At 68.5% G+C, this 24364-nt stretch carries 21 protein-coding genes; 12 read left to right on the plus strand and 9 right to left on the minus strand.

The features are described 5' to 3' along the window. Positions 1-4 precede the first annotated feature (4 nt). The 7 genes from A6A29_RS37865 (at position 5) to trxA (ending at position 9734) form a co-directional block, all read left to right on the plus strand. Positions 5-2302, plus strand: a complete 2298-nt coding sequence (locus A6A29_RS37865) for a DUF6049 family protein (protein WP_073727716.1) — start codon at positions 5-7, stop codon at positions 2300-2302. 49 nt (positions 2303-2351) lie between these two features. Further along, positions 2352-4502, plus strand: a complete 2151-nt coding sequence (gene murJ, locus A6A29_RS37870; protein ID WP_073727718.1) for a murein biosynthesis integral membrane protein MurJ — start codon at positions 2352-2354, stop codon at positions 4500-4502. A 129-nt stretch (positions 4503-4631) separates the two neighbouring features. Further along, positions 4632-6347, plus strand: coding sequence for a protein kinase family protein (locus tag A6A29_RS37875; RefSeq protein ID WP_073727720.1), 1716 nt, complete (start codon positions 4632-4634; stop codon positions 6345-6347). A gap of 257 nt (positions 6348-6604) precedes the next feature. Next, on the plus strand, positions 6605-7309 hold the full coding sequence (gene sigM / locus A6A29_RS37880; RefSeq protein WP_073727722.1) for an RNA polymerase sigma factor SigM: 705 nt from the start codon (positions 6605-6607) through the stop codon (positions 7307-7309). Beyond that, positions 7306-8271, plus strand: a complete 966-nt coding sequence (locus tag A6A29_RS37885; protein WP_073727724.1) for a hypothetical protein — start codon at positions 7306-7308, stop codon at positions 8269-8271. Before sigM ends, A6A29_RS37885 begins: the two co-directional genes overlap by 4 nt. A 115-nt stretch (positions 8272-8386) precedes the next feature. After that, the gene (gene trxB / locus A6A29_RS37890) at positions 8387-9358 is read left to right on the plus strand and encodes a thioredoxin-disulfide reductase (RefSeq protein ID WP_073727726.1); all 972 of its coding nucleotides are present in this window, start codon (positions 8387-8389) and stop codon (positions 9356-9358) included. A 43-nt stretch (positions 9359-9401) separates the two neighbouring features. Continuing rightward, on the plus strand, positions 9402-9734 hold the full coding sequence (gene trxA, locus A6A29_RS37895; protein ID WP_073727728.1) for a thioredoxin: 333 nt from the start codon (positions 9402-9404) through the stop codon (positions 9732-9734). Positions 9735-9817: 83 nt separating this feature from the next. On the opposite strand, the gene A6A29_RS37900 is transcribed toward trxA, so the two are convergent. The 9 genes from A6A29_RS37900 to rpmH form a co-directional block, all read right to left on the minus strand. Then, complete coding sequence (locus A6A29_RS37900) at positions 9818-10435, minus strand: GNAT family N-acetyltransferase (RefSeq protein ID WP_073727730.1); 618 nt, start codon at positions 10433-10435, stop codon at positions 9818-9820. Between the two features lie 304 nt (positions 10436-10739). After that, the gene (locus A6A29_RS37905) at positions 10740-11840 is read right to left on the minus strand and encodes a ParB/RepB/Spo0J family partition protein (protein WP_073727732.1); all 1101 of its coding nucleotides are present in this window, start codon (positions 11838-11840) and stop codon (positions 10740-10742) included. Then, positions 11837-12913 (minus strand): ParA family protein, encoded by a 1077-nt coding sequence (locus A6A29_RS37910; protein ID WP_073727734.1) that lies wholly within the window; start codon positions 12911-12913, stop codon positions 11837-11839. The genes A6A29_RS37905 and A6A29_RS37910 overlap by 4 nt, the downstream gene beginning before the upstream one ends. 304 nt (positions 12914-13217) lie before the next feature. Then, entirely contained in the window at positions 13218-13934 is a 717-nt protein-coding gene (gene rsmG / locus A6A29_RS37915; protein WP_073727736.1) for a 16S rRNA (guanine(527)-N(7))-methyltransferase RsmG, read from the minus strand. 109 nt (positions 13935-14043) lie between these two features. Then, entirely contained in the window at positions 14044-14553 is a 510-nt protein-coding gene (locus A6A29_RS37920) for a Jag family protein (protein ID WP_073727738.1), read from the minus strand. A 14-nt stretch (positions 14554-14567) separates the two neighbouring features. Continuing rightward, the gene (gene yidC, locus A6A29_RS37925) at positions 14568-15845 is read right to left on the minus strand and encodes a membrane protein insertase YidC (protein WP_073727740.1); all 1278 of its coding nucleotides are present in this window, start codon (positions 15843-15845) and stop codon (positions 14568-14570) included. 3 nt (positions 15846-15848) lie between these two features. Further along, on the minus strand, positions 15849-16208 hold the full coding sequence (gene yidD, locus A6A29_RS37930) for a membrane protein insertion efficiency factor YidD (RefSeq protein WP_073727742.1): 360 nt from the start codon (positions 16206-16208) through the stop codon (positions 15849-15851). Further along, complete coding sequence (rnpA, locus tag A6A29_RS37935) at positions 16205-16576, minus strand: ribonuclease P protein component (RefSeq protein WP_073727745.1); 372 nt, start codon at positions 16574-16576, stop codon at positions 16205-16207. Before rnpA ends, yidD begins: the two co-directional genes overlap by 4 nt. 18 nt (positions 16577-16594) lie before the next feature. After that, positions 16595-16732, minus strand: coding sequence for a 50S ribosomal protein L34 (gene rpmH, locus A6A29_RS37940; protein ID WP_003967884.1), 138 nt, complete (start codon positions 16730-16732; stop codon positions 16595-16597). A gap of 381 nt (positions 16733-17113) precedes the next feature. On the opposite strand from rpmH, the gene dnaA reads away from it, so the two are divergent. The 5 genes from dnaA to A6A29_RS37970 all read left to right on the plus strand — a co-directional run bounded on the left by dnaA (position 17114) and on the right by A6A29_RS37970 (position 24046). Continuing rightward, positions 17114-18931, plus strand: a complete 1818-nt coding sequence (gene dnaA / locus A6A29_RS37945; protein WP_073727747.1) for a chromosomal replication initiator protein DnaA — start codon at positions 17114-17116, stop codon at positions 18929-18931. Positions 18932-20095: 1164 nt separating this feature from the next. After that, a complete protein-coding gene (dnaN, locus tag A6A29_RS37955; RefSeq protein WP_073727749.1) occupies positions 20096-21226 on the plus strand; it encodes a DNA polymerase III subunit beta in 1131 nt (376 codons plus the stop codon). 148 nt (positions 21227-21374) lie between these two features. Continuing rightward, positions 21375-22253: a phosphogluconate dehydrogenase (NAD(+)-dependent, decarboxylating) gene (gene gnd, locus A6A29_RS37960; RefSeq protein WP_073727751.1), complete on the plus strand. Its 879-nt coding sequence runs from the start codon at positions 21375-21377 to the stop codon at positions 22251-22253. Between the two features lie 45 nt (positions 22254-22298). Continuing rightward, positions 22299-23441 carry a DNA replication/repair protein RecF gene (gene recF, locus A6A29_RS37965; RefSeq protein ID WP_073727753.1) on the plus strand — a complete coding sequence of 381 codons (1143 nt, stop codon included), beginning with the start codon at positions 22299-22301 and terminating at the stop codon, positions 23439-23441. Then, positions 23438-24046: a DUF721 domain-containing protein gene (locus A6A29_RS37970; RefSeq protein WP_073727755.1), complete on the plus strand. Its 609-nt coding sequence runs from the start codon at positions 23438-23440 to the stop codon at positions 24044-24046. Before recF ends, A6A29_RS37970 begins: the two co-directional genes overlap by 4 nt. Positions 24047-24364 lie beyond the last annotated feature (318 nt).

Consider the following 24364-nt stretch of genomic DNA (forward strand, 5'->3'; position numbering starts at 1 on the left):
GCGCGTGGCCGAGGCGGCAGACATCCAGGGGATCAGTCCCGCTCCTGCCCGCCGCTGGTTGCGGCGCACCGTCTCCGTGATCGTCGGGGCTCCGTTGCTGGCCGGGCTGCTGCCCGGTCTCCTGGCCGGTCCGACGGCGCGGGCCGCAGAGCCGGGCAAGGCGCCGACCGGCTCCCGTACGGTCGCCGTCTCCCTGGACACGCTCTCCCCGAGCGCACCGGTGGAGGGGGACACGCTGACCGTTTCCGGCACCCTGACCAACAAGGGCAAGGCAACGATCAACGACGCCGAGGTCGATCTGCGGGTGGGCCCACGGCTCTCCGGCAGGGGCGAGATCGATGATGCGGCCAAACGCACCGGTTACGTCCCCGGAGTCGATCCGGTCGAGATCGGCGGCAAGTACACGCTGAAGGTCCCCAAGCTGCGCAGCGGAATCAGTCAGGACTTCACACTCGCCGTTCCCGTCGACAAGCTGGATCTGGACGACTCGGGCGTCTACCAGCTCGGTGTCTCGCTGTCGGGCCGGACCTCGGGTTCCGCATACGAGCAGGTGCTCGGCATCCAGCGTTCCTTCCTTCCCTGGCAGCCCGACGACACCGACAGCAAGACCAAGCTGACGTTCCTCTGGCCGCTGATCACTTCCCCGCACGTGACGGCGGAGACGGGCTCGGACGAACAGCAGACGCCGGTCTTCGCGAACGACGACCTCGCCATGGAGCTGGCCCCGGGCGGGCGGCTCGAACAGCTGGTCTCGCTGGGACGGCAGCTGCCGGTGACCTGGGTCATCGACCCGGACCTGCTGGCCGGTGTCGACGCGATGACGGGTAACTATCAGGTCAAGGTCGGTGACACCACGGTCCCGGGGAAGAACCAGGCCGTCGCCAAGCAGTGGCTCACCTCGCTGGAAGCGGCGGTGGAGGACGGCAAGGTGATCGCGCTGCCGTTCGCCGACCCCGACCTGGCATCCATCGCCCACCGCGGCAAGAACGTCTCCGGCACCCTGAGCCATCTGCAGACCGCCTCCGAGGTGGCCGCGTCGACGGTGGAGACCGTCCTGCACGTGAAGCCGTCCACGGACTTCGCCTGGCCCGTGAACGGTGCCGTCGACCCGTCGATCGTCGACATCGCCACCTCTGCGGGTGCGCACAAGATCATCGCCCGCAGCGACAGTCTCCAGGAGACCAGCAACCTGCCGTACACGCCGACCGCGGCCCGGCCGATCGGCGGCGGCACCACCGCGGTCGTCGCCGACGCGCGGCTCTCCACCGCGTTCGACGGCGACATGTCGAAGGCCGGCGCCTCGACCCTGGCGGTCCAGAAGTTCCTGGCCCAGACGCTGGCGCTGACCGAGCAGGCCCCGGACAACGCGCGCAGCGTCGTCGTGGCGCCCCAGCGGATTCCCACGGCCTCCCAGGCCCAGACGATGGCCCGCGCCCTGCAGGCGCTCGGCCAGGGCCACTGGACGCAGCCCCTCGACCTGGTGGCGGCGGCCGAGGTGAAGCCCGACGCGAAGGCCACCACCAAGGTGCCCAGGACCTCCGCGTACCCGAAGAAGCTCCGCAAGCAGGAACTGCCCACCCAGGCGTTCCAGGACATCAGGACCACCCAGGACTCGCTCAACAGCTTCCGGGTCATCCTCACGCAGCCCGAGCGGGTCGTGACCCCCTTCGGCAACGCGATCAACCGCTCGATGTCGACATCCTGGCGCGGCAGGCTGCTGGAGGCACAGCAGTACCGTGACACGGTACGCACGTATCTGCAGAGCCTCGCCAATGAGGTCCAGCTCATCGCGAAGTCGGACGTCACCCTGTCCGGCCGCAGCGCGACGATCCCGGTGACGGTGCAGAACAAGCTGGTGCAGGGCGTCGACCATCTGGTGCTGCGGCTGACGTCGGACAACCTCCGGCTCAAGTTCAACGACGACGGGGCCGTGGCCCAGCTGCCGGTCAGGATCTCGGGCGGGCACAGCCAGTCCGTGAAGTTCGACGCGGCGACCAGCGCCAACGGTCAGGCGCACGTCACAGCACGTCTCTTCACCGAGGACGGAACCCCGTACGGCGAAGAGATGACCTTCACCGTGAAGGTCTCCGAAGTGACCCCCACCGTGCTGCTGGTGATCGCCGGCGGACTGCTGCTGCTGGTCCTCGCGGGCGTCAGGATGTACAGCCACCGCAAGCGCACCGTCGCGGCCGGCGCGGCGGACGACAACGGCGGCGAACCCGAGCAGCCGAGTGACCCAGCCTCGGACACCGGTCCGGAAAGCGGGGCACCGTCGGGAACTGGTGAGAAAGTGGACCGTTGAGCGATGTCTGTCGTGGCCGGTCGGCCGGGGACGATGAGGTGGGGTTTCGATGAACGCGCCGTACGACGGTGACCGCGGCCAAGGCGCGGGCGGAGCAGGATCTACCGGCGGGCCCCCGGGTGCCGGCCAGGACGGCCCGGCGCCCCCCGACCCGTACCTCCAGCACGCCTACGAGCACGACCCCTACCGGGCGCAGGATCTCGCCGCCCAGGACCCGGTGAACGAGGCGCTGTACGACCGTGCCTCGCACCCGCCCCCGCCCCCCGGCACCTACCAGGAGCCGCAGCCGCTCTACCAGCAGCCGCCCGCGGCTCCGTACGCCCCCGACCCCCGCCTCTGGGCGCAGACCCCGCCGCCCGAGCCCGCGGGCCCCTCCCGCCACCTGCCGTACGGCGACAACGCGGCGACCACCCAGTTCGTCGGCGTGGACGCCCTCGTCACACAGGCGTCCGACAACCACGAGGAGCCGGACGCGTTCGCCCATCTCTTCCGCGACCAGGAAGGGACCGGGAGGCCACCGGGGCCGCCCGAGCCGGAAGCCGCTCCGGCGCCGGTACCGCCGAAGTCCGGAGGCCGCGCCTCCGGCCTGCTCAAGTCCAGCGCGCTGATGGCCGCCGGAACCCTCGTCTCCCGGCTCACCGGATTCGTCCGCAGCCTGGTGATCACCGCCGCGCTGGGTGCCGCGCTGCTCGGTGACAGTTTCACCATCGCGTACACCCTGCCGACGATGATCTACATCCTCACCGTGGGCGGTGGCCTCAACTCGGTCTTCGTACCCCAGCTCGTCCGCTCCATGAAGGACGACGAGGACGGCGGCGAGGCTTACGCCAACCGGCTGCTCACCCTGGTGATGGTCGCGCTCGGCCTGATCGTCGCTGCCGCGGTCTTCGCCGCGCCGCTGCTGATCCATCTCATGTCGAGCACGATCGCGAACGACGCGGCGGCCGACAGTGTGGCCGTCACCTTCGCCCGGTACTGCCTGCCGACCATCTTCTTCATGGGCGTGCACGTGGTGATGGGGCAGATCCTCAACGCCCGCGGAAAGTTCGGCGCGATGATGTGGACCCCGGTCCTCAACAACATCGTCATGATCTTCACGTTCGGCATGTTCATCTGGGTCTACGGCACCTCAGCCGAGTCCCGGATGGGAGTCGAGACCATCCCGCCGGAAGGCGTCCGGCTGCTGGGCATCGGCACCCTGCTCGGACTGGTCGTCCAGGCCCTCGCGATGATCCCCTACCTCCGCGAGGCAGGCTTCCGCTTCCGCCCGCGCTTCGACTGGAAGGGCCACGGCCTCGGCAAGACGATCAAGCTGGCCAAGTGGACCGTCCTGTTCGTCCTCGCCAACCAGGCGGGTGTCCTGGTCGTCACCCAGCTCGCGACATCGGCCGGCAAGCTCGCCGGCAAGGACGGCACGGGCTTCCTCGCCTACTCCAACGCCCAGCTGATCTGGGGCATGCCGCAGGCCATCATCACCGTCTCCGTGATGGCCGCGCTGCTGCCCCGCATCTCGCGCGCCGCCCATGACAACGACCCCGGTGCGGTCCGCGACGACATCTCGCAGGGCCTGCGCAACTCCGCGGTCGCCATCGTGCCGGTCGCCTTCACGTTCCTCGCTCTCGGGCTGCCGATGAGCACCCTGCTGTACGCCTCCAGCGGCACCGAGGCCGCACGGTCCATGGGCTTCATCCTGATGGCCTTCGCCCTCGGCCTCATCCCGTACTCCGTGCAGTACGTCGTGCTGCGCGGGTTCTACGCCTACGAGGACACCCGCACCCCCTTCTACAACACGGTCATCGTCGCCGCCGTCAACGCCGCGGCCTCCGCGCTGTGTTACGTCGTGCTTCCCGCCCGGTGGGCGGTCGTCGGCATGGCAGCCTCGTACGGGCTGGCCTACGCGGTCGGTGTCGGTATCGCCTGGCGCCGCCTGCGCAACCGGCTGGGCGGCGACCTGGACGGTGCCAAGGTCGTGCGCACGTACGCCCGGCTCTGCCTGGCGGCGCTCCCCGCGGCGGTCGTCGGCGGCGGCGTGGGCTTCGTGCTTCTTGAGGTCCTCGGCGAGGGGGCCCTCGGTTCACTCGCCGCGCTGATCTGCGGCGGCATCGTCCTCCTGAGCATCTTCTTCGTAGCCGCGAAGAAGATGCGCATCGAAGAGGTCAACGGCCTGGTGGGTATGGTCCGGGGACGGCTCGGACGCTGAATAAGCGTCCGTCCGCACAACCATCGCCGGAGTCCGCGTGTCGTGCATAGCACCGGAGTGTGGGCACAATTGGCGTGACTGTGCAGAGCTGGCTGGCATCGCGCAACGGATGGGGAGGCAGGAACGACGGTGGCGGAACGTAGCACGGCTGCCGTCGACGTGGCCCACAACAGCGGCGACGAGCCGCTGACCGCCAAGGCGGACGAGGCCACGACCGACGGTACGGCGGAAGCCAAGGACACAGCGGGCGAAGACCCCAAGGGCGCGGACGGTGAGCGGGAGCTCTCCGACGCCATCCCGGCGACGCCCGATCTGCACAGCGGCCACAAACTTGCCGGACGCTACCGGCTCGAAGAATGCGTCACCCGTCTGGACGGTTTCAGCAGCTGGCGCGCTGTCGACGAGAAACTGCGCCGCGCGGTGGGCGTTCATCTGCTCCCCGCCGACCATCCGCGTGCCCGCTCCGTGCTGGCGGCGGCACGCTCGTCCGCCCTGCTCGGCGACCCGCGCTTCGTGCAGGTACTGGACGCCGTCGAGGAGAACGACCTCGTCTACGTCGTCCACGAATGGCTTCCGGACGCCACCGAGCTCACCGCTCTGCTGGCCGCCGGACCGATGGACGCCCACGACGCCTACCAGCTCGTCAGCCAGGTCTCCCAAGCCATGGCGGCCGCCCACCGCGAGGGGCTGGCCCACCTCAGGCTCACGCCCGGCGCCGTCCTGCGCAGCTCGACCGGGCAGTACCGCATCCGCGGCCTCGCCGTGAACGCCGCCCTGCGCGGCATCACCGCCGAGCGCCCGCTGCGCGCGGACACCGAAGCGATCGGCGCCCTCCTGTACGCCGCGCTGACCCAGCGCTGGCCGTACGAGGACGACGCCTACGGTCTCTCCGGGCTGCCCAAGGGCATGGGTCTGATCGCTCCGGACCAGGTACGGGCCGGCATCCACCGCGGTCTCTCCGAGCTCGCCATGCGCGCGCTGGCCAACGACGGCGCCACAGCCTCACGCCAGGAACCGCCGTGCACCACTCCTGACGAACTGGCCAAGGCCGTCGCGGCCATGCCGCGCATCCTGCCGCCCGAGCCCACCTTCACGGCACCGCCCGAGTACCAGCGCACCACCTACCAGCAGGGCACCTACGGCCGCCCGTCGGCCCGACCCGTCTCGGCGAGCCAGCCCGTGATGGCCCCCCCGCCGCCCCCGCTCCAGAGCCGCACCGGCAAAGCCCTCAAATGGGCCGTGTCCGCGCTGCTCATCGCCGCCCTGGGGCTCGGCAGCTGGCAGCTCGCCGAAACGCTCCTCGACAGCCGCAACGACTCCTCGGACCCCGGCACCACGCAGACGACGAAGAACGAGGGCGACGAGAAGCCCAGGCCCGCCAAGCCGCTCCGCATCGCCGGAGCGACGGAGTTCATGCCCAGCGGGTCCGGGATACAGCAGGAGGATGTGCCCAAGACCATCGACGGCCTGCCCGGTACCTCGTGGATCACTCCGCAGTACCGGGGGTATGCCAACTTCGGTAACCTCACCAACCGCAAGCAGGGCAGTGGCGTCATCGTCGACCTGGGCAGCGTCCAGGACGTCACCGGCATCGAAGTAGCCATGTACCGCAGTGGGCAGGGCACCGAGGTACGGGCGGCCGCACCGGACGCATCCGCACCGTCGGCGCTCACGGACTTTCCCCAGCGGCTCGTCGAGCAGACGACGGCCGGGGGCACATTGAGCGGGAAGCTGACCGAGCCCCTGCGGACCCGCTACATTCTGGTCCGCATCACCGAGCTCCCGACGGACGGATCACCCGACCGGTTCCGCGGTGGGATCTCGGAGATCTCCGTCATGGGCTGACAGCTCCGGGTGGGGAGGCAACCCCTCGCCACCGGAGCTGCGCCCATCGGCCTCCATTTGATCTTGAGGAAGACGCCTCTCTTCAGCATCACTCCACGGTTTCCGGGTACCTCTACGCGGTCACAGCCACCGTTCACGGAGACATCGCACCAGCCTGAACGACGGCCGCGGCAAGGGTTGCGGCACCAAGGCTCATGGCAGCAGCCTTCATTCCGTTGGGCACACCCGCATACGATCTGGCCAAGAAAGGGGGGACGGTGGCCTTCGATCCGTCAGCTCCACTCAGCGACGCGGAACTGCTCGCCCAACACGTCGCAGGCGAACCGGACGCCTTCGGTGAGCTCGTACGCCGCCATCGCGACCGGCTGTGGGCCGTGGCGCTGCGCACCCTCGGGGACCGGGAGGAAGCGGCTGACGCCGTCCAGGACGCCCTGGTGTCGGCCTTCCGGGCCGCCCACACCTTCCGCGGCCAGTCCGCTGTGACGACCTGGCTGCACCGCATCACCGTCAACGCCTGCCTCGACCGCGCCCGCAAGGCGGCCTCCCGCAGAACAGCGCCGGTCGACGACGCAGAGCGACTGGATCAGCTCCTGGAACCCCACGAGTCCGCCGAGGCTCCTGCGGAACGCCAAGATCTGCACCGCCAGCTTCTGGCGGCCCTGGCCACCCTGCCCGCCGAACAGCGCGCCGCCCTCGTCCTGGTCGATATGCAGGGCTACCCCGTCGCGGAGGCCGCTCGCATTCTCGACGTGCCGACCGGCACCGTGAAAAGCCGCTGCGCACGCGGCCGGGCGAGACTGGCACCCCTCGTCACCCATCTGCGCGGTGACAACGGGGATAGTGGCGGCCTCGCCGTGGGAAGGAACCGGACGCCCGGGACATCCGTCCCACCAGCGTCAGGACCAAAGGACGCAGGAACAAGTGATCCTGCTGCTGTGAAGGGAGGAGGTGGGCGCACGTGACATCCACGACGGACACCGCTCAGCACCCGGACGTCTCGGAGATCTCCGACCTCACCGAAGGACTTCTCTCCCCTTCCCGCACAGCGGAAGTCCGCAGCCATGTCGACGGTTGCGCACTCTGCGGTGACGTCCGCACCTCGTTGGAGGAGATCCGCGGGCTGCTCGGCACGCTCCCGGGCCCTCAGCCGATGCCCGAAGACATCGCCGGACGCATCGACGCCGCTCTGGCGGCAGAAGCCCTTCTCGACTCCACCGCCCCCGACAGCACGGCCGATGTTTCACGTGAAACATCGTCGTCCACCGAGGACCTCGCCCCACAGACGACCGCCCTCCCGGACCAGCGCACCGGTCCTTCCCCCGCCGACCGCCCCGCAGGGCGCCCACGGGCCGCCACAGGACCGGGCCGCCACCCCTCCCGGCGCCGCCGCCGCGCAGTGATCATCGGCACGACGTTCGGGGCTGCGGTGATCGCCATGAGCGCCTTTCTCCTCCAGCAGCTCCAGACCCCGCAGGACACGGCAGGCAGTCGGGCGGACAGCAGCGCCGCCTCGGCAGAGAGCAGCGCACAGACCTTCTCGGAAGGCACCCTCGAAGGCAGGGTGCAGGGCCTGCTGAGCAGCGCAGCGGCCCCGGAGAGTCCCGGCGGCCAGAAGCAGCAGCCGGAGGCCGGCACCAAATCCACCAATGAAGTCGGCGCTCCCGACTCCTCCGCACCCAAGAATCCGCTGCGTACCCCTACCGTGGCAGTGCCCCCGTGCGTTCAGCAGGCCACCGGCCGGAACACCCCGGCTCTGGCCCTCGACGAGGGCCGCTACCAGGGAACGGACGCCTTCCTCGTCGTCCTGCCCCATGCCACCGACGCCACCCGCGTCCAGGCCTACGTCGTCGATGCCACCTGCGTCGATGCCACGCCCGAGGCCAAGGGACGGCTGCTGCTCACCCACTCCTACGACCGCCCCTGACAACGGCCCCGGCACGTCGGGAATGCATCCCCCGTAGGATCCGTTGGGTGGGGTGAGAGTCGTTGAACCGGCCCCAGTAGGCAGTAGGCAGTCTGCAGAGACGAGGAAGTAACCCGTGAGCGACGTCCGTAATGTGATCATCATCGGCTCCGGACCGGCCGGTTACACGGCCGCCCTCTACACCGCGCGGGCATCGCTGAAGCCGCTGGTCTTCGAGGGCGCCGTCACCGCCGGCGGTGCGCTGATGAACACCACCGACGTGGAGAACTTCCCCGGCTTCCAGGACGGCATCATGGGCCCCGAGCTCATGGACAACATGCGCGCGCAGGCCGAGCGCTTCGGTGCGGAGCTCGTCCCCGACGATGTCGTCTCCGTGGACCTCACCGGCGACATCAAGACCGTCACCGACACCGCCGGCACGGTCCACCGTGCGAAGGCCGTCATCGTGACCACCGGCTCCCAGCACCGCAAGCTCGGTCTGCCGAACGAGGACGCCCTCTCCGGACGTGGTGTCTCCTGGTGCGCCACCTGCGACGGCTTCTTCTTCAAGGACCACGACATCGCCGTGGTCGGCGGCGGCGACACCGCCATGGAAGAGGCGACTTTCCTCTCCCGGTTCGCCAAGTCCGTCACGATCGTCCACCGCCGTGACTCCCTGCGCGCCTCCAAGGCCATGCAGGACCGGGCCTTCGCCGACCCGAAGATCAAGTTCGCGTGGGACAGCGAGGTCGCCGGGGTCCACGGTGAGCAGAAGCTCTCCGGTCTGACCCTGCGCAACACCAAGACGGGCGAGACCTCGGAGCTCCCTGTGACCGGCCTGTTCATCGCCGTGGGTCACGACCCGCGCACCGAACTCTTCAAGGGTCAGCTCGACCTCGACGACGAGGGTTACCTCAAGGTCGAAGCCCCCTCGACGCGTACCAACCTGACGGGTGTCTTCGGCGCGGGAGACGTTGTCGACCACACCTACCGACAGGCCATCACCGCTGCCGGTACCGGCTGTTCCGCAGCTCTGGACGCCGAGCGCTTCCTCGCCGCGCTCGCCGACGGCCAGCTCGCCGAGCCGGAGAAGACCCCGGCAGTCTGATCTGTCTCACCTCACCCCACCACGAGAGACTAAGGAGGCCGCCGTGGCCGGCGACCTGAAGCACGTTACTGACGACACTTTCGACGAAGTGGTCCTGAAGAGCGAGAAGCCCGTACTGGTGGACTTCTGGGCGGCCTGGTGCGGCCCCTGCCGCCAGATCGCCCCCTCGCTGGAGGCCATCGCCGCTGAGCACGGCGACCAGATCGAGATCGTCAAGCTCAACATCGACGAGAACCCGGCCACCGCCGCCAAGTACGGCGTGATGTCCATCCCGACGCTCAACGTCTACCAGGGCGGCGAGGTCGCCAAGACGATCGTCGGTGCCAAGCCGAAGGCCGCGATCCTCCGCGACCTCGAAGGCTTCATCGGCCAGTAAGCACCACCCTGCACGATGTTTCACGTGAAACGGGCCCACCCCTTGAAGGGGCGGGCCCGTTTCACGTCTCAGAGACTTCCTGCTCAGAGCGGACGCAGTACCGGCTCCTTGTGCACGGCTCCCAGCAGCCGGTCCAGAGCGAGCTCGACATCCTCCTTCCAGGAGAGCGTCGTCCGCAGCTCCAGCCTCAACCGCGGGTACGTCGGATGCGGCCGCACCGTCTTGAATCCGACCGCAAGCAGATGGTCCGCCGGGAGTACACAGGCAGGCTCCTTCCACCGGGCGTCCCCGAACGCCTCAATCGCCTTGAACCCCCGCTGCAACAGGTCCTTGGCCACTGTCTGCACCATGACGCGTCCCAGCCCCTGTCCCTGATATCCCGGCGTGATCCACCCCGTGATGAGCTGAACGGCATCGGGGGAGACGGGGCTGGTGGGAAACGCGGTCGCCCGCGGGACATACGCGGGCGGCGCGTAGAGAACGTAGCCGACCGGCACATCATCGACATGGACGACCCGACCGCAGGAACCCCACTCCAGCAGCACAGCGGAGATCCAGGCTTCCTTCTCCAGCTCAGGCCTGCCCGCCTTTACCGCGGCTTCGCCGCTGACCGGATCAAGTTCCCAGAAGACGCACGATCGGCAACGCTTGGGGAGATCCGGAAGGTTGTCCAGTGTGAGCGGTACGAGTCGACGCCCCATGAAGGCGATTCCTCACTTCCTTCGCCCGCCGCATCGCGTGCGGCTGTCAGCGCACTCCGTTCGCGGAACAGACTGCCGACGAAACCTCCGACGGCCCCCAGGCCCAACCCGACGGTCATCAGTCGGCTGCGGCTCACTGCTCGCACGGTCTCCCGCCTCCTCTGAGGTGGATCCAGGTGGATGCGCCATACCAGAACGCATCGTATCCACCCAGAGTTGATGCGGAAACCGAGAGAGAGCAAAGGGCGGGCTGTGTTCCGGCATTCGCCGGAACACAGCCCGCCCCACACGGGTCCTTCGGACCTCAGCCGTCCGCGTCCTCTTCCGAGCCCTCGGCGAGTCCACGCTCCAGCACACGTCCCTCGCCCGGTGCGAGGCTGCCGAGAATCCGGTCCAGATCCTCCATCGAAGCGAACTCGACGACGATCTTGCCCTTCTTCTGGCCGAGGTCGACCTTCACCCTCGTCTCGAACCTGTCGGAGAGCCTGGATGCCAGATCGCTCAGGGCGGGCGACACCCGCCCGCCGGCCCGCGGCCCCTTCGACTTCGGCGAGCTCGTGGGGCTCGACCCCATGAGCGTCACGATCTCCTCGACCGCGCGCACCGAGAGCCCTTCGGCCACGATGCGATGGGCCAGCCGGTCCTGCTCCTCGGAGTCATCGACGGACAGCAGCGCTCGGGCGTGACCGGCCGAAAGCACTCCCGCAGCGACCCTTCGCTGCACGGGCGGAGACAGCCGCAGCAGGCGCAGGGTGTTGGACACCTGCGGACGGGACCGCCCGATCCGGTCGGCCAGCTGATCATGGGTGCACTTGAAGTCCTTGAGAAGCTGGTCGTACGCAGCCGCCTCTTCCAACGGGTTCAGCTGAGCTCGGTGAAGGTTCTCCAGGAGAGCGTCCAGGAGCAGCTTCTCGTCGTCCGTCGCCCGGACGATGGTCGGAATCCGCTCCAGACCCGCCTCGCGGCAGGCTCTCCATCGACGCTCACCCATGATGAGCTCGTAGCGGTCCGGACCCACCTTCCGCACGACGACGGGCTGGAGGAGACCGACCTCCTTGATGGAGGTGACCAGCTCGGCGAGAGCGTCCTCATCGAACACTTCACGAGGCTGCCGGGGGTTCGGCGTAATCGATCCGATGAGGATCTCGGCGAAGTACGCCCCGGCAGAAGCCGTCGTGTCAGCAGCCGTCTCCCGCTCGGCCTCCGGGGCACTCGGCTCCGGCACCACCGAAGCCTGCGGGAGTGTGGTCACCTTCGCGGCAGCCACTCCACGCTCGGCCGTCAGCACCGGAACCGTCCCGGGCGACGTCGAGCCGCCCCCGGGAGACGACACCTGCTTCTCCTGCGGAGCCGCGGGGATCAGCGCACCGAGCCCACGCCCCAACCCTCTACGACGCTCACTCACTGAATGCCCTCCGAGATGCTTTGCTGGCTGTTCTGACTACCCGTGTGGGCATGCTGGGCCTCGTAGTGCACCCCGACGCCCCGCAGGGCAATCTCACGTGCCGCCTCAAGATACGACAGTGACCCGCTGGATCCCGGGTCGTAGGTCAGCACGGTCTGCCCATAACTCGGCGCCTCCGAGATCCGCACCGACCGCGGAATGCTCGTCCGCAGCACTTCCTTGCCGAAGTGGGTGCGCACCTCCTCGGCGACCTGCGAGGCGAGCCTGGTCCTGCCGTCGTACATCGTCAGCAGGATCGTCGACACATGCAGATCCGGGTTCAGATGCCCCCGGATCAGGTCGACGTTCCTCAGCAGCTGCCCCAGTCCCTCCAGCGCGTAGTACTCGCACTGGATAGGGATCAGCACCTCGGCCCCGGCGACCATGGCGTTGACCGTCAGCAGACCGAGCGAGGGCGGACAGTCGATGAGGATGTAGTCCAATGGCTGCTCATACGCCTGGATGGCCCGCTGAAGCCTGCTCTCCCGCGCCACCAGCGACACCAATTCGATCTCCGCACCGGCGAGATCGATGGTGGCGGGGGCGCAGAAGAGACCTTCGACGTCCGGGACCGGCTGAACCACCTCGGAGAGCGGCCGACTCTCCACCAGGACGTCATAGATGGAGGGAACCTCGGCATGGTGGTCGATTCCCAGAGCCGTGGAGGCGTTGCCCTGCGGGTCGAGGTCGACCACCAGAACACGCGCGCCGTGCAGTGCCAGCGACGCGGCAAGGTTGACCGTCGAAGTCGTCTTGCCGACCCCGCCCTTCTGGTTGGCCACCACCATGACGCGGGTCTGGTCAGGGCGGGGCAGCCCCTCGCCGGCGCGGCCAAGGGCCTCAACCGCCAGCTGAGCCGCACGACCGATGGGTGTGTCGTCCAGCGGCGGCGGTGTTTCACGTGAAACACCCTCCCCCGCGGACTCGGTTCGGGGACCGGGGACCGGATCGGTCATCGGTCCCGCGATATTGGCGTCGGACCGCAAGGATTCACTCTCCTCGACTTCAGGCTCGCAATGAACAGAGCCTGCCATGCTTTCGGGGTCGTGAACCAGCGAGGCCCGCTGTTCTGTGGATGAATCCACGTCTGTGGACAACTCGGTAGCCCTAACGGGCTTGCGGTCGCGCGGCGTGGCGGCCGCGCGACCGCGGCTGATGATTCCCTGCAGCAGAGAGCGACGTTTCACGTGAAACACGATGCCCTCGCATCGCTACTACCAGGCCACGACACTCCGCACGAGGTACGTACAGCCTCATTACCGGAGCATTGCTGATAGATGGAACGAACCGGTAGGTAACGGACTCCTGGGTCTCATCACCCCGGCCCCTCCGACCCCGTCAGCGACGCCGACGCGTACGTCCCACCCGCGCGGCCTTGGCCCTCTTTGCGGCGAACCTCACACCACCGGGGCTCTCCCCGACCACCACACGTACCACCGTGGACGTCGGATCGACCACGCCCTCACCGACGTGCAGCACCTCGGTCTCGACCACCCCGAGCTTGCTCAGGGCGGCACGAGCGCCCTGGATCTCCTCCGCCGCGGTGTCGCCCTTCAGCGCCAGCATCTCTCCGTACGGGCGCAGCAGGGGCACACCCCAGCCCGCCAGCCGGTCCAGCGGGGCCACCGCACGAGCTGTCACCACATGAACGGGCTGCAGGGTCCCGAGGACTTCCTCCGCGCGGCCACGAACGACCGTCACATGATCCAGTCCCAGCAGCTCGACGACTTCCTGGAGGAAATTCGTCCGTCGGAGCAGCGGCTCCAGCAGGGTGATCTTCAGATCCGGGCGCACCAGAGCAAGCGGGATACCCGGGAGGCCGGCCCCCGAGCCCACGTCGCACACCGTGACCCCCTCAGGGACCACCTCGGAGAGCACCGCGCAGTTCAGCAGGTGACGCTCCCAGAGCCGCGGCACCTCACGCGGCCCGATCAGACCACGCTTGACCCCGGCATCCGCAAGGAGCTCCGCGTACCGGACGGCTTCCGGGAAGACCTCTCCGAATACCGCCTGCGCCTCTTCAGGTGCCTGGGGGAGCTCTGCTGCCTCCGTCACGGGGACCGTCCTTCCGTACCGCACTAACGCACTGTGGGTGGCTGACTATCAGGCTGACAAAGATCGGCCCCGCCTGCGAACAGACGGGGCCGACAGTACAAGGATCCGGTCAGGCCGGGAGAACGACGACGAAGCGCTGCGGCTCCTCGCCCTCGGACTCGCTCCGCAGACCGGCTGCCGCGACCGCGTCGTGCACGACCTTGCGCTCGAACGGCGTCATCGGGTCCAGCTTCATCGGCTCGCCCGAGGTCTTCACCTCGTCCGCGGCCTTGGCACCCAGCGCGGCGAGGATCTCGCGCTTCTTGGCCCGGAAGCCGCCGATGTCGAGCATCAGACGGCTCCGGTCACCGGTCTCCCGGTGGACGGCCAGCCGCGTCAGCTCCTGAAGCGCCTCCAGCACCTCGCCGTCGCGCCCCACGAGCTTCTGCAGTTCACGTGCCGAGTCGCTGATGATCGAGACCGCGGCCCGGTCCGCCTCGACGTCCATGTCGATGTCGCCGTCCAGGTCGGCGATGTCAAGCAGGCCCTCAAGGTAGTCGGCTGCGATCTCCCCTTCCTGCTCAAGGCGGGTCAGAGTGTCGCTGCCCTCAGCGGCCGTGGAAGTGGTGCCTTCCGTCACGGATGGACTCCTTCTTACTTCTTGGACGGGTGCTTGGGCCGCTGCGGGCCCTTGCGCTGTCCGGACTTGGCTTGGCGTGAGGAGCCGGACGCGGGCTTGCCCGCCGCCTTCGGCTTGTCGTCGTCCTGCGAGGCGTCGCTCTTCTCCAGCGAGGTCTTGGAGCCCTTCTCGGCCGCATCGGCCGTATCGGAATCCTTGGCACCACCGGCCGTGGTGGCCCCGGTCTGGCGCTTCGCCTTGGTCTGCCGCTTGGGCTGGTGCCGCTTCTGCGCACCGCCGCCCTCGGCCTCGGCCACGGCCGTATCGCTCTTGGCCACCGTGCCGTCCTCCTGGGCCGCGAGACCCAGCTTGGCCAGACCGGTGATGAACTTGCGCTCGATGTCATTGCGGTCCGGGCCCTTGGCGACGATCCGCTTGATCATGTTGCGCCTGGTCCGCCCGCGGACCTCGCCATGAGCGGTCACGCTCTTCAGCAGACGTCCCAGGTACTGGTCCTGCGCCTTGCTGCCCGGCGTCGGGTTCTGGTTGATCACATACATCTGCTGACCCATGGTCCAGACGTTGGTGGTCAGCCAGTAGACGAGGACACCGACGGGGAAGTTGATACCCATCACGGCGAAGATGACCGGGAAGATGTACATCAGCATCTTCTGCTGCTGCATGTACGGGGTCTTCACCGTCAGGTCGACGTTCTTCGTCATCAGCTGGCGCTGCGTGAAGAACTGCGACGCGGACATCATCACGATCATGATCGCGGTGACGACGCGGACGTCGGTCAGCGAAGCCTGGAGAGAGGCGACCTTGTCGGCGCTGTCCGTGAACTTCGCGGCCAGCGGGGCACCGAAGATGTGAGCCTGACGCGCGCTGTCGAGCAGCGACTGGTCGATCGCGCCGATCTTCTTGCCCGAGGCGATGGCCGAGAGCACGTGATACAGGGCGAAGAAGAACGGGGACTGCGCCAGGATGGGAAGGCACGAGGAGAGCGGGTTGGTACCCGTCTCCTTGTACAGCTTCATCATCTCTTCGGACTGACGCTGTTTGTCGTTCTTGTAGCGCTCCTGGATCGCCTTCATCTTCGGCTGGAGCACCTGCATGTTCCGGGTCGACTTGATCTGCTTCACGAAAAGCGGGATCAGACAGATCCGGATCAGCACCACCAGGGACACGATGGACAGGCCCCAGGCCCAGCCCGTGTCATCACCGAACATCGCTCCGTACAGCTTGTGGAACTGGACGATGACCCATGAGACAGGTGTGGTGATAAAGCTGAACAGACTGGCAATCGTGTCCACTAATCAGGCTCCTTGAGCTTTGGACGAGGTCTCTGTGGCCGGGCTCAGGGGTTCGGAGACCGACCCCCCGGGCGGCACATCAGCGGCGGAGTCCCCGCCCTTGCCGCCGCGCAGAGCGTTGCGCAGCAACTCGTGCCAGCGCGGACGCTTGCGTGGCGGAACATGATCCACACCGCCGGGTGACCACGGATTGCATCGCAGGATGCGCCATGCGGTCAGCGCTGTTCCCTTGATCGCACCGTGTCGGTCGATCGCCGTATATCCATAGTGGGAACACGACGGGTAGTAACGGCAGACAGGCCCGAGGAGTGGGCTGATCGTCCACTGATACAGCTTGATGAGAGCCAGCAACGGGTACTTCATCGCGCGCCCCCTCCCAGGAGCCGCTGCAGGGCGGCGTCCAGGTCTCGGGCCAGCTGTGCATGGTCGGCGTCGCCCGATCCGGGCAGCGCTCGTACGACAACAAGGCTACCGGGGGGCAGCTGAGCCAGCCGTTCGCGGACCAGATGACGAAGCCTTCGCTTCACCGCTGTGCGTACGACAGCTCCACCCACAGCTTTGCTGACAACGAAACCCGCACGCGGCGGGGGAACAGTCTCCCCAGTCACGTGCGGGTCCGTTGCACCGCTGCATAGATGGACGACGAGTAGCGGACGTCCGGCTCGACGTCCTCGTCGTACCGCGGTCGCGAAGTCCTCGCGCCGCCTCAGCCGATTCTCGGTAGGCAGCACGTCATGACCTGTAAACGATCAGGCGGACAGGCTGCTGCGGCCCTTGCCACGGCGGTTCGCGAGAATCGCACGGCCGGCACGGGTACGCATACGCAGCCGGAAGCCATGGGTCTTGGCGCGACGACGGTTGTTCGGCTGGAAGGTGCGCTTGCTCACTCGGGGGCTCCAGAAATGATTCGTGTGTTGGCGGGACATCGCCTGGCTGTCACCGTGCGCCCACGAGGAACTCGCGTAAACGCCTTAGTGCACCGCTTCACAATCACAGATCGTGATCTTTGCCCATCGGAGGCAGGCGGCAGCAGCCATCGACAACTCGACCTGGTCACGGTACGCGCGGCTACGCCATCCGGTCAAACCGGCCCCGCACGGGCCACCGCTATGCACAGCCTGTGGACAACAACTTGAACCACGCGGGTCGGCCTGACTACCTTGGCTGAACTCCGGTTCTTTTCCTTCCCGCCTGCCGGGCCTCACCCGACCCGACCCATCCCGTCCCGAGAACCACACATTCGTGGGACCTGCGAGAGAGCGTGCCCTGTGGCTGACGTACCTGCCGATCTTGCCGCAGTGTGGCCACGAGTGCTGGAACAACTCCTCGGGGAGGGCCAGCAGGGCATCGAGCCGAAGGACAAGCAGTGGATCGAGCGCTGCCAGCCGCTGGCACTCGTCGCCGACACCGCACTGCTGGCCGTCCCGAACGAATGGGGCAAGCGCGTCCTGGAGGGCCGGCTCGCGCCGCTCATCAGCGAGACGCTGACCCGTGAGTGCGGCCGCCCCATCCGGATCGCGATCACCGTCGACGACTCCGCCGGCGAACCGCCCACCCCGCCGGCGCCCCCGATGCACCAGCAGTCCCACCAGGGCCAGCAGGCCCACCGTTACCAAGGGCAGCAGCACGACGACTCTCCGCACAACGACGGATACGACGGTTACGGGCACCGGCCCTCGGACGACGGCATGCCGACCGCCCGCCCGGCCTACCCCGACTACCAGCAGCAGCGCCCCGAGCCCGGCGCCTGGCCCCGCACCCAGGAGGACCTCTCCTGGCAGCAGCCCCGGCACGGCGGATACCAGGACCGCGAGCAGCCCTCCGACCAGTGGCGCGAACCGTACGGAACCGGGCGGCCCCAGCAGCCGCAGCACGACTACCGGCCGCAGCCGCCGGAGCGCCAGGGCTACGAGCAGCAGCGCCCCGACCGCCACGACATGCAGGAGCAGCAGCCCCAGCACCGCCAGGGCGGGCCCGGCCCCGGCCGCACCGGAGGCGGCGGTCCCGGTCCGATGGGCGCCCAGTCGGCGCCGCCGCCCGGTCCCGGCGAGCCCCATGCCCGGCTGAATCCGAAGTACCTCTTCGACACGTTCGTCATCGGCGCCTCCAACCGGTTCGCGCACGCCGCGGCCGTCGCCGTCGCCGAGGCTCCGGCGAAGGCGTACAACCCCCTCTTCATCTACGGGGAGTCGGGGCTCGGCAAGACCCACCTGCTGCACGCCATCGGGCACTACGCGCGCAGCCTCTACCCGGGGACCCGGGTGCGGTACGTGAGCTCGGAGGAGTTCACCAACGAGTTCATCAACTCGATCCGTGACGGCAAGGGCGACACGTTCCGCAAGCGCTACCGCGACGTGGACATCCTGCTGGTCGACGACATCCAGTTCCTGGCGAGCAAGGAGTCGACGCAGGAGGAGTTCTTCCACACCTTCAATACGCTCCACAACGCCAACAAGCAGATCGTGCTGTCCTCCGACCGGCCGCCCAAGCAGCTGGTGACCCTGGAGGACCGGCTGCGGAACCGTTTCGAGTGGGGGCTCACCACCGATGTGCAGCCCCCCGAGCTGGAGACGCGCATCGCGATCCTCCGTAAGAAGGCGGTCCAGGAGCAGCTCAACGCCCCGCCGGAGGTGCTGGAGTTCATCGCCTCCCGTATCTCGCGCAACATCCGCGAGCTGGAGGGCGCGCTGATCCGGGTGACGGCCTTCGCCAGCCTCAACCGGCAGCCGGTCGACCTCGGGCTGACCGAGATCGTGCTCAAGGATCTGATCCCGGGCGGCGAGGACTCGGCTCCGGAGATCACCGCACCGGCCATCATGGCGGCGACCGCGGACTACTTCGGTCTGACGGTGGAGGACCTGTGCGGATCCTCCCGCAGCCGCGTCCTGGTGACGGCGCGCCAGATCGCGATGTATCTGTGCCGCGAGCTGACGGACCTCTCCCTGCCGAAGATCGGCGCGCAGTTCGGCGGCCGCGACCATACGACGGTGATGCACGCGGACCGGAAGATCCGGGCACTGATGGCGGAGCGGCGTTCCATCTACAACCAGGTCACCGAGCTCACCAACCGCATCAAGAACGGCTGACGCACCGACTCGGCCTGCCAGCCCCACACGACGCCTGCTGACACACCCGCCCCGCCTCCATACGGCGCACCAGGCGTGTCGGACGTACGAAACGGCGCCCCGGAAGGACTCTCCACGGTCCTTCCGGGGCGCCTTTTCGTCGTCGGCGAACCCGTCGGTACGGCAGTCGGCATCCCCTCGATACGGCGGTCCGCACCCCTCAATACGGCAGCCGACACCCCTCGTACGCGGTCGACGCGCCCGACGCGACGGCCTTCGTGAGCCTTCTGGATGCCTCCTGATGCCCTCCGGAAGGCGTCCAGGAGCCCTCGGACAGCCCTCTGCGGCGCCTCGATCGGGCCGGAAGAGTGCCGGAAGCACGCCCGGAAGCCCCTGCCCGAACCCGCCGCCGCGTCACCGCTGTTCGAATAGGGGCCGCCGAGCGCCCCTTCTCCACAGATCTGGGAGGAATCTGCCGTCCACAGCCTGGGGACTGGGAAGTTGTCCATATTGCGTCCACAGGGGCATCTGCCGATACTCCATCAGACCAGGTCAGGTGCCTGGGGATTTGTGGTCAACAATGATCCACAGCCTGTGGACAAAGTTTTCGTCCACAGGGGGGCTTCGGAGTTGTCCACCGTCGACCCACAGGCCGGGCCGTGTTGTCCCCAGCTTCTCCACAGCCCTGTCCACTGTTCGGCAACCCAGCACCCACTTTCACCGCCGAGAGTGAAAGGCGTCACACCATGAGGGTCGGTTGGGCTGTGGGGAACGTGGGTAAAGCTGGGGACAGGCCTGGGGAGAAGTAGCCCCCTCCTGTGCATCGGGTGTGCAGAACTTTCCTGTGTCCACAGAAACGCCTGGTTGTCCACCGGTACCGCCCACAGGGTCGGTGGATAAAAAACCGTGGCTGACCTGCGCAAACGACGTTATCCACGGTTTCCACAGGGCCTACTACTACTACCACTCAGAGTTAGCCAGGAATCCGCTTCGAAGTGGGGCCTGTGGACAACTTGAGTGGCGAGTGCCGCTGACCTCTTGGCGCGACTTGACCCCGAGCAGCAACGACTGTCGGTGCCGTACGTCAGACTGGACCCCGGGTCCTCCCCAGCCCCTCGGCAGGGAGACCCCATCCAGACGACGAAGGCCAGCAGGGCGAGCGAGCAACAGCAGGAGGCGGTTCCGGTGAAGATCCGGGTGGAGCGCGATGTACTCGCGGAGGCGGTGGCCTGGGTGGCCCGCAGCCTCCCGGCCCGGCCGCCGGCGCCCGTTCTCGCGGGCCTTCTGCTGAAGGCTGAGGACGGAGCCCTCAGCTTCTCGAGCTTCGACTACGAGGTCTCGGCCAGGGTCTCGGTGGACGCGGAGATCGACGAGGACGGCACGGTGCTCGTCTCCGGCCGCCTGCTCGCCGACATCTGCCGCGCCCTGCCCAACCGTCCGGTGGAGATCTCCACCGACGGTGTACGGGCCACCGTGGTCTGCGGCTCCTCGCGCTTCACCCTCCACACCCTTCCGGTGGAGGAGTACCCGGCTCTGCCGCAGATGCCGACCGCCACGGGCACCGTCCCCGGTGAGGTCTTCGCCTCGGCCGCCGCGCAGGTGGCCATCGCCGCCGGCCGCGACGACACGCTGCCCGTCCTGACCGGTGTGCGGATCGAGATCGAGGGCGACACCGTCACCCTCGCCTCGACCGACCGCTACCGCTTCGCGGTCCGCGAGTTCAACTGGAAGCCGGAGGACGCGGACGCCTCGGCCGTGGCCCTGGTGCCCGCCAAGACGCTCCTGGACACGGCCAAAGCGCTGACCAGCGGCGACACGGTCACGCTGGCGCTGTCCGGCTCGGGTGCGGGCGAGGGGCTGATCGGTTTCGAGGGCGCGGGCCGCCGTACGACGACCCGACTGCTCGAAGGCGACCTGCCGAAGTACCGGACGCTCTTCCCCACCGAGTTCAACTCGGTCGCGGTGATCGAGACCGCTCCGTTCGTCGAGGCGGTCAAGCGTGTGGCTCTGGTCGCCGAGCGGAACACTCCTGTGCGGCTCAGTTTCGAGCAGGGCGTGCTCATCCTGGAGGCCGGGTCGAGCGACGACGCACAGGCTGTGGAGCGCGTCGACGCGGTGCTGGAGGGCGACGACATCTCGATCGCCTTCAACCCGACATTCCTGCTGGACGGTCTGAGCGCGATCGACTCCCCGGTCGCCCAGCTCTCGTTCACGACCTCCACCAAGCCCGCCCTGCTCAGCGGCCGCCCGGCGGTCGACGCGGAAGCGGACGACGCGTACAAGTACCTGATCATGCCGGTCCGCCTCTCCGGCTGACCCGGCCGACCGGCTGATCCGCGAGTCGGTCCCTGCACGGCAGCTTCCGGCGGGCACGCTCAGCGCAGAGCATGCCCGCCGCGCTGTCCCCGGCCGGGCGTAGGCTCGGCCCTGGGTACGAATCGGCACAACGCTTAAGGAATCTCTGATGGAGCTCGGTCTCGTCGGCCTCGGCAAGATGGGCGGCAACATGCGCGAGCGCATCCGCCGCGCAGGCCACACCGTCATCGGTTACGACCGCAACCCGGACGTCTCCGATGTCCAGAGCCTCGAAGAGCTCGTGGGCAAGCTGAAGGGCCCGCGGGTCGTGTGGGTGATGGTTCCGGCCGGTGCCGCGACCCAGTCCACGGTCGACGAGCTGTCGGCGCTGCTGTCCCCCGGCGACATCGTCGTGGACGGCGGGAACTCCCGCTGGACCGACGACGAGAAGCACGCGGTCGAGCTGGGCATCAAGGGCATCGGGTTCGTCGACTGCGGAGTCTCCGGCGGTGTCTGGGGCCTGGAGAACGGCTACGCGCTGATGTACGGCGGCGACGCCGAGAACGTCGCGAAGGTCCAGCCGATCTTCGACGCCCTCAAGCCCGAGGGTGACTTCGGCTCCGTCCACGCGGGCAAGGTCGGCGCCGGCCACTTCGCGAAGATGGTTCACAACGGCATCGAGTACGCCATGATGCAGGCCTACGCCGAGGGCTGGGAGCTGCTGGAGAAGGTCGACTCCGTCACCGACGTGCGCGAGGTCTTCCGCTCCTGGCAGGAGGGCACGGTCATCCGTTCCTGGCTGCTCGACCTGGCGGTCAACGCGCTGGACGACGACGAGCACCTCGACAAGCTCCGGGGCTTCGCCGCCGACTCCGGCGAGGGCCGCTGGACCGTGGAGGCCGCCATCGACAACGCGGTGCCGCTGCCCGCGATCACGGCGTCCCTCTTCGCGCGGTTCGCCTCGCGTCAGGACGACTCCCCGCAGATGAAGATGATCGCCGCGCTGCGCAACCAGTTCGGCGGGCACGCGGTCGAGAACAAGAAGTAGTACGAGAAGCGCACAGCGGAGCAGGAAAGCGGGAGGTCGGCGCAGATGCATGTCACCCATCTCTCGCTGGCCGACTTCCGCTCGTACGCCCGGGTCGAGGTCCCTCTCGACCCGGGCGTCACCGCGTTCGTGGGGGCCAACGGCCAGGGCAAGACCAATCTGGTCGAGGCGGTCGGCTATCTCGCGACGCTCGGCAGCCACCGGGTCTCGTCCGACGCGCCGCTGGTGCGGATGGGTGCGGAGCGGGCCGTCATCAGGGCCGCGGTCACCCAGGGCGAGCGCTCGCAGCTCATCGAGCTGGAGCTCAACCCCGGGCGGGCCAACCGCGCCCGGATCAATCGGTCCTCGCAGGTCAGGCCCCGTGATGTGCTGGGCATCGTACGGACGGTGCTGTTCGCTCCGGAGGACCTGGCCCTGGTGAAGGGCGATCCCGGTGAGCGCCGGCGGTTCCTCGACGAGCTGATCACGGCACGTTCGCCGCGGATGGCGGGCGTCCGGTCCGACTACGAGCGGGTGCTCAAGCAGCGCAACACGCTGCTGAAGTCCGCGGCGATGGCACGCAGGCACGGCGGCCGGTCGATGGACATGTCCACGCTCGACGTCTGGGACCAGCATCTGGGCCGGGTGGGTGCCGAGCTGCTGGCACAGCGGCTGGATCTGATCGCGACGCTGCGGCCCCTGGCGGACAAGGCGTACGGGGACGTGGCGCCGGGCGGCGGGCCGGTGGCGTTGGAGTACCGCAGTTCGGCGGGGCCCGAGGTGGGGGCCGACCTGGCCGCGGGACGGACGCGCGAGGAGCTGTACGAGCAGTTGATCGCGGCGCTCGCGGAGGTCCGCAAGCAGGAGATCGAGCGCGGAGTGACGCTCGTCGGTCCGCACCGCGACGATCTGGTGCTGGGGCTGCGGGGGATGCCCGCGAAGGGGTACGCGAGCCACGGCGAGTCCTGGTCGTACGCGCTGGCGCTGCGGCTGGCCTCGTACGAGCTGCTGCGCTCCGAGGGCAATGAGCCCGTGCTCGTCCTGGACGATGTCTTCGCCGAGCTGGACGCCCGCCGTCGTGAGCGGCTGGCGGAGCTGGTGGCGCCGGGCGAGCAGGTGTTGGTGACGGCCGCGGTGGGCGACGATGTGCCGGGTGTGCTGGCGGGGGCGCGCTATGCGGTGTCCGCGGGCGAGGTGGAGCGGGTATGACCGCCCGGGGCGCCCGGAGCGAGGGGCCGGCCGGTTCGCCGGACGGCGGTGCGTCGGGGCCGTCGCCCCAGGACCCGGGCGGTGCGGCGAAGCCGCCTGATGTGTCCGGGGTCGACCTGGCGCGGGTGGCGTTGCGCGCGGCCAAGGAGCAGGCCCGTGCGCGGGGCGCCGCCGCGCAGCAGAAGAAGCAGGCCCGGCGGGGTGGCGGGCTGCGTTCGGGAGCGCGGTCGGACGGCCGTGATCCGCTGCCGTTGGGGTCGGCGATCAACCGGCTGATCACCGAGCGGGGCTGGGAGACACCGGCCGCGGTGGGCGGGGTGATGGGGCGCTGGCCGCAGATCGTGGGTGAAGATCTGGCCAATCATTGTGTGCCGCTGCGTTACGACGAGGATCCGGACGCACGGGTGCTGACCGTGCAGTGCGACTCGACGGCCTGGGCGACACAGCTGCGGCTGCTGGCTCCGCGTCTGGTGGCCCGGCTGAACGAGGACCTGGGCCGGGGCACGGTGCGGATGATCAAAGTGCTGGGGCCGGGAGGGCCGCAGCGCCGGTTCGGCCCGCTGCGGGCGCCGGGCAGCACGGGCCCCGGGGATACGTACGGCTGAGCCGCGCGCCACCTGCGTACCCGCTCACCTGCGTACTCGTTCATGTCCGTACCGCTCACCCACGTACCGCTCACCCGCGGGAGCGCGATCCGCGCGTCCGCCCGCTGCCTCTATGGGGGCGCGTTCCGTGAGGTGCCGGCCCGCGGCCCTGTGCGTCCCGCTCGCGCCCCGTTCCCGTATCGCCCCTCTGACCTGGCCTTCCGCCGGTGTGAGGCGCTGTGATTCCGGTCATCGCCGCCGCTTCGGGCGCCGACCGGCGGTTCCGGGACGCGCCCTGTACGGCGGAGCGGACCGGGCCGTGGAACTGCGCCGTCCCTC

This window comes from Streptomyces sp. TSRI0281, assembly GCF_001905125.1.
Classification (GTDB): Bacteria; Actinomycetota; Actinomycetes; order Streptomycetales; family Streptomycetaceae; genus Streptomyces.

Bases quoted from the DNA above. Each gene is read 5' to 3' on its own strand.
- recF (WP_073727753.1), top strand. From the start codon at position 22,299: ATGCATGTCACCCATCTCTCGCTGGCCGACTTCCGCTCGTACGCCCGG.
- A6A29_RS37970 (WP_073727755.1), top strand. From the start codon at position 23,438: ATGACCGCCCGGGGCGCCCGGAGCGAGGGGCCGGCCGGTTCGCCGGAC.
- murJ (WP_073727718.1), top strand. From the start codon at position 2,352: ATGAACGCGCCGTACGACGGTGACCGCGGCCAAGGCGCGGGCGGAGCA.
- A6A29_RS37900 (WP_073727730.1), bottom strand. From the start codon at position 10,435: ATGGGGCGTCGACTCGTACCGCTCACACTGGACAACCTTCCGGATCTC.
- A6A29_RS37910 (WP_073727734.1), bottom strand. From the start codon at position 12,913: ATGGCAGGCTCTGTTCATTGCGAGCCTGAAGTCGAGGAGAGTGAATCC.
- yidD (WP_073727742.1), bottom strand. From the start codon at position 16,208: ATGAAGTACCCGTTGCTGGCTCTCATCAAGCTGTATCAGTGGACGATC.
- gnd (WP_073727751.1), top strand. From the start codon at position 21,375: ATGGAGCTCGGTCTCGTCGGCCTCGGCAAGATGGGCGGCAACATGCGC.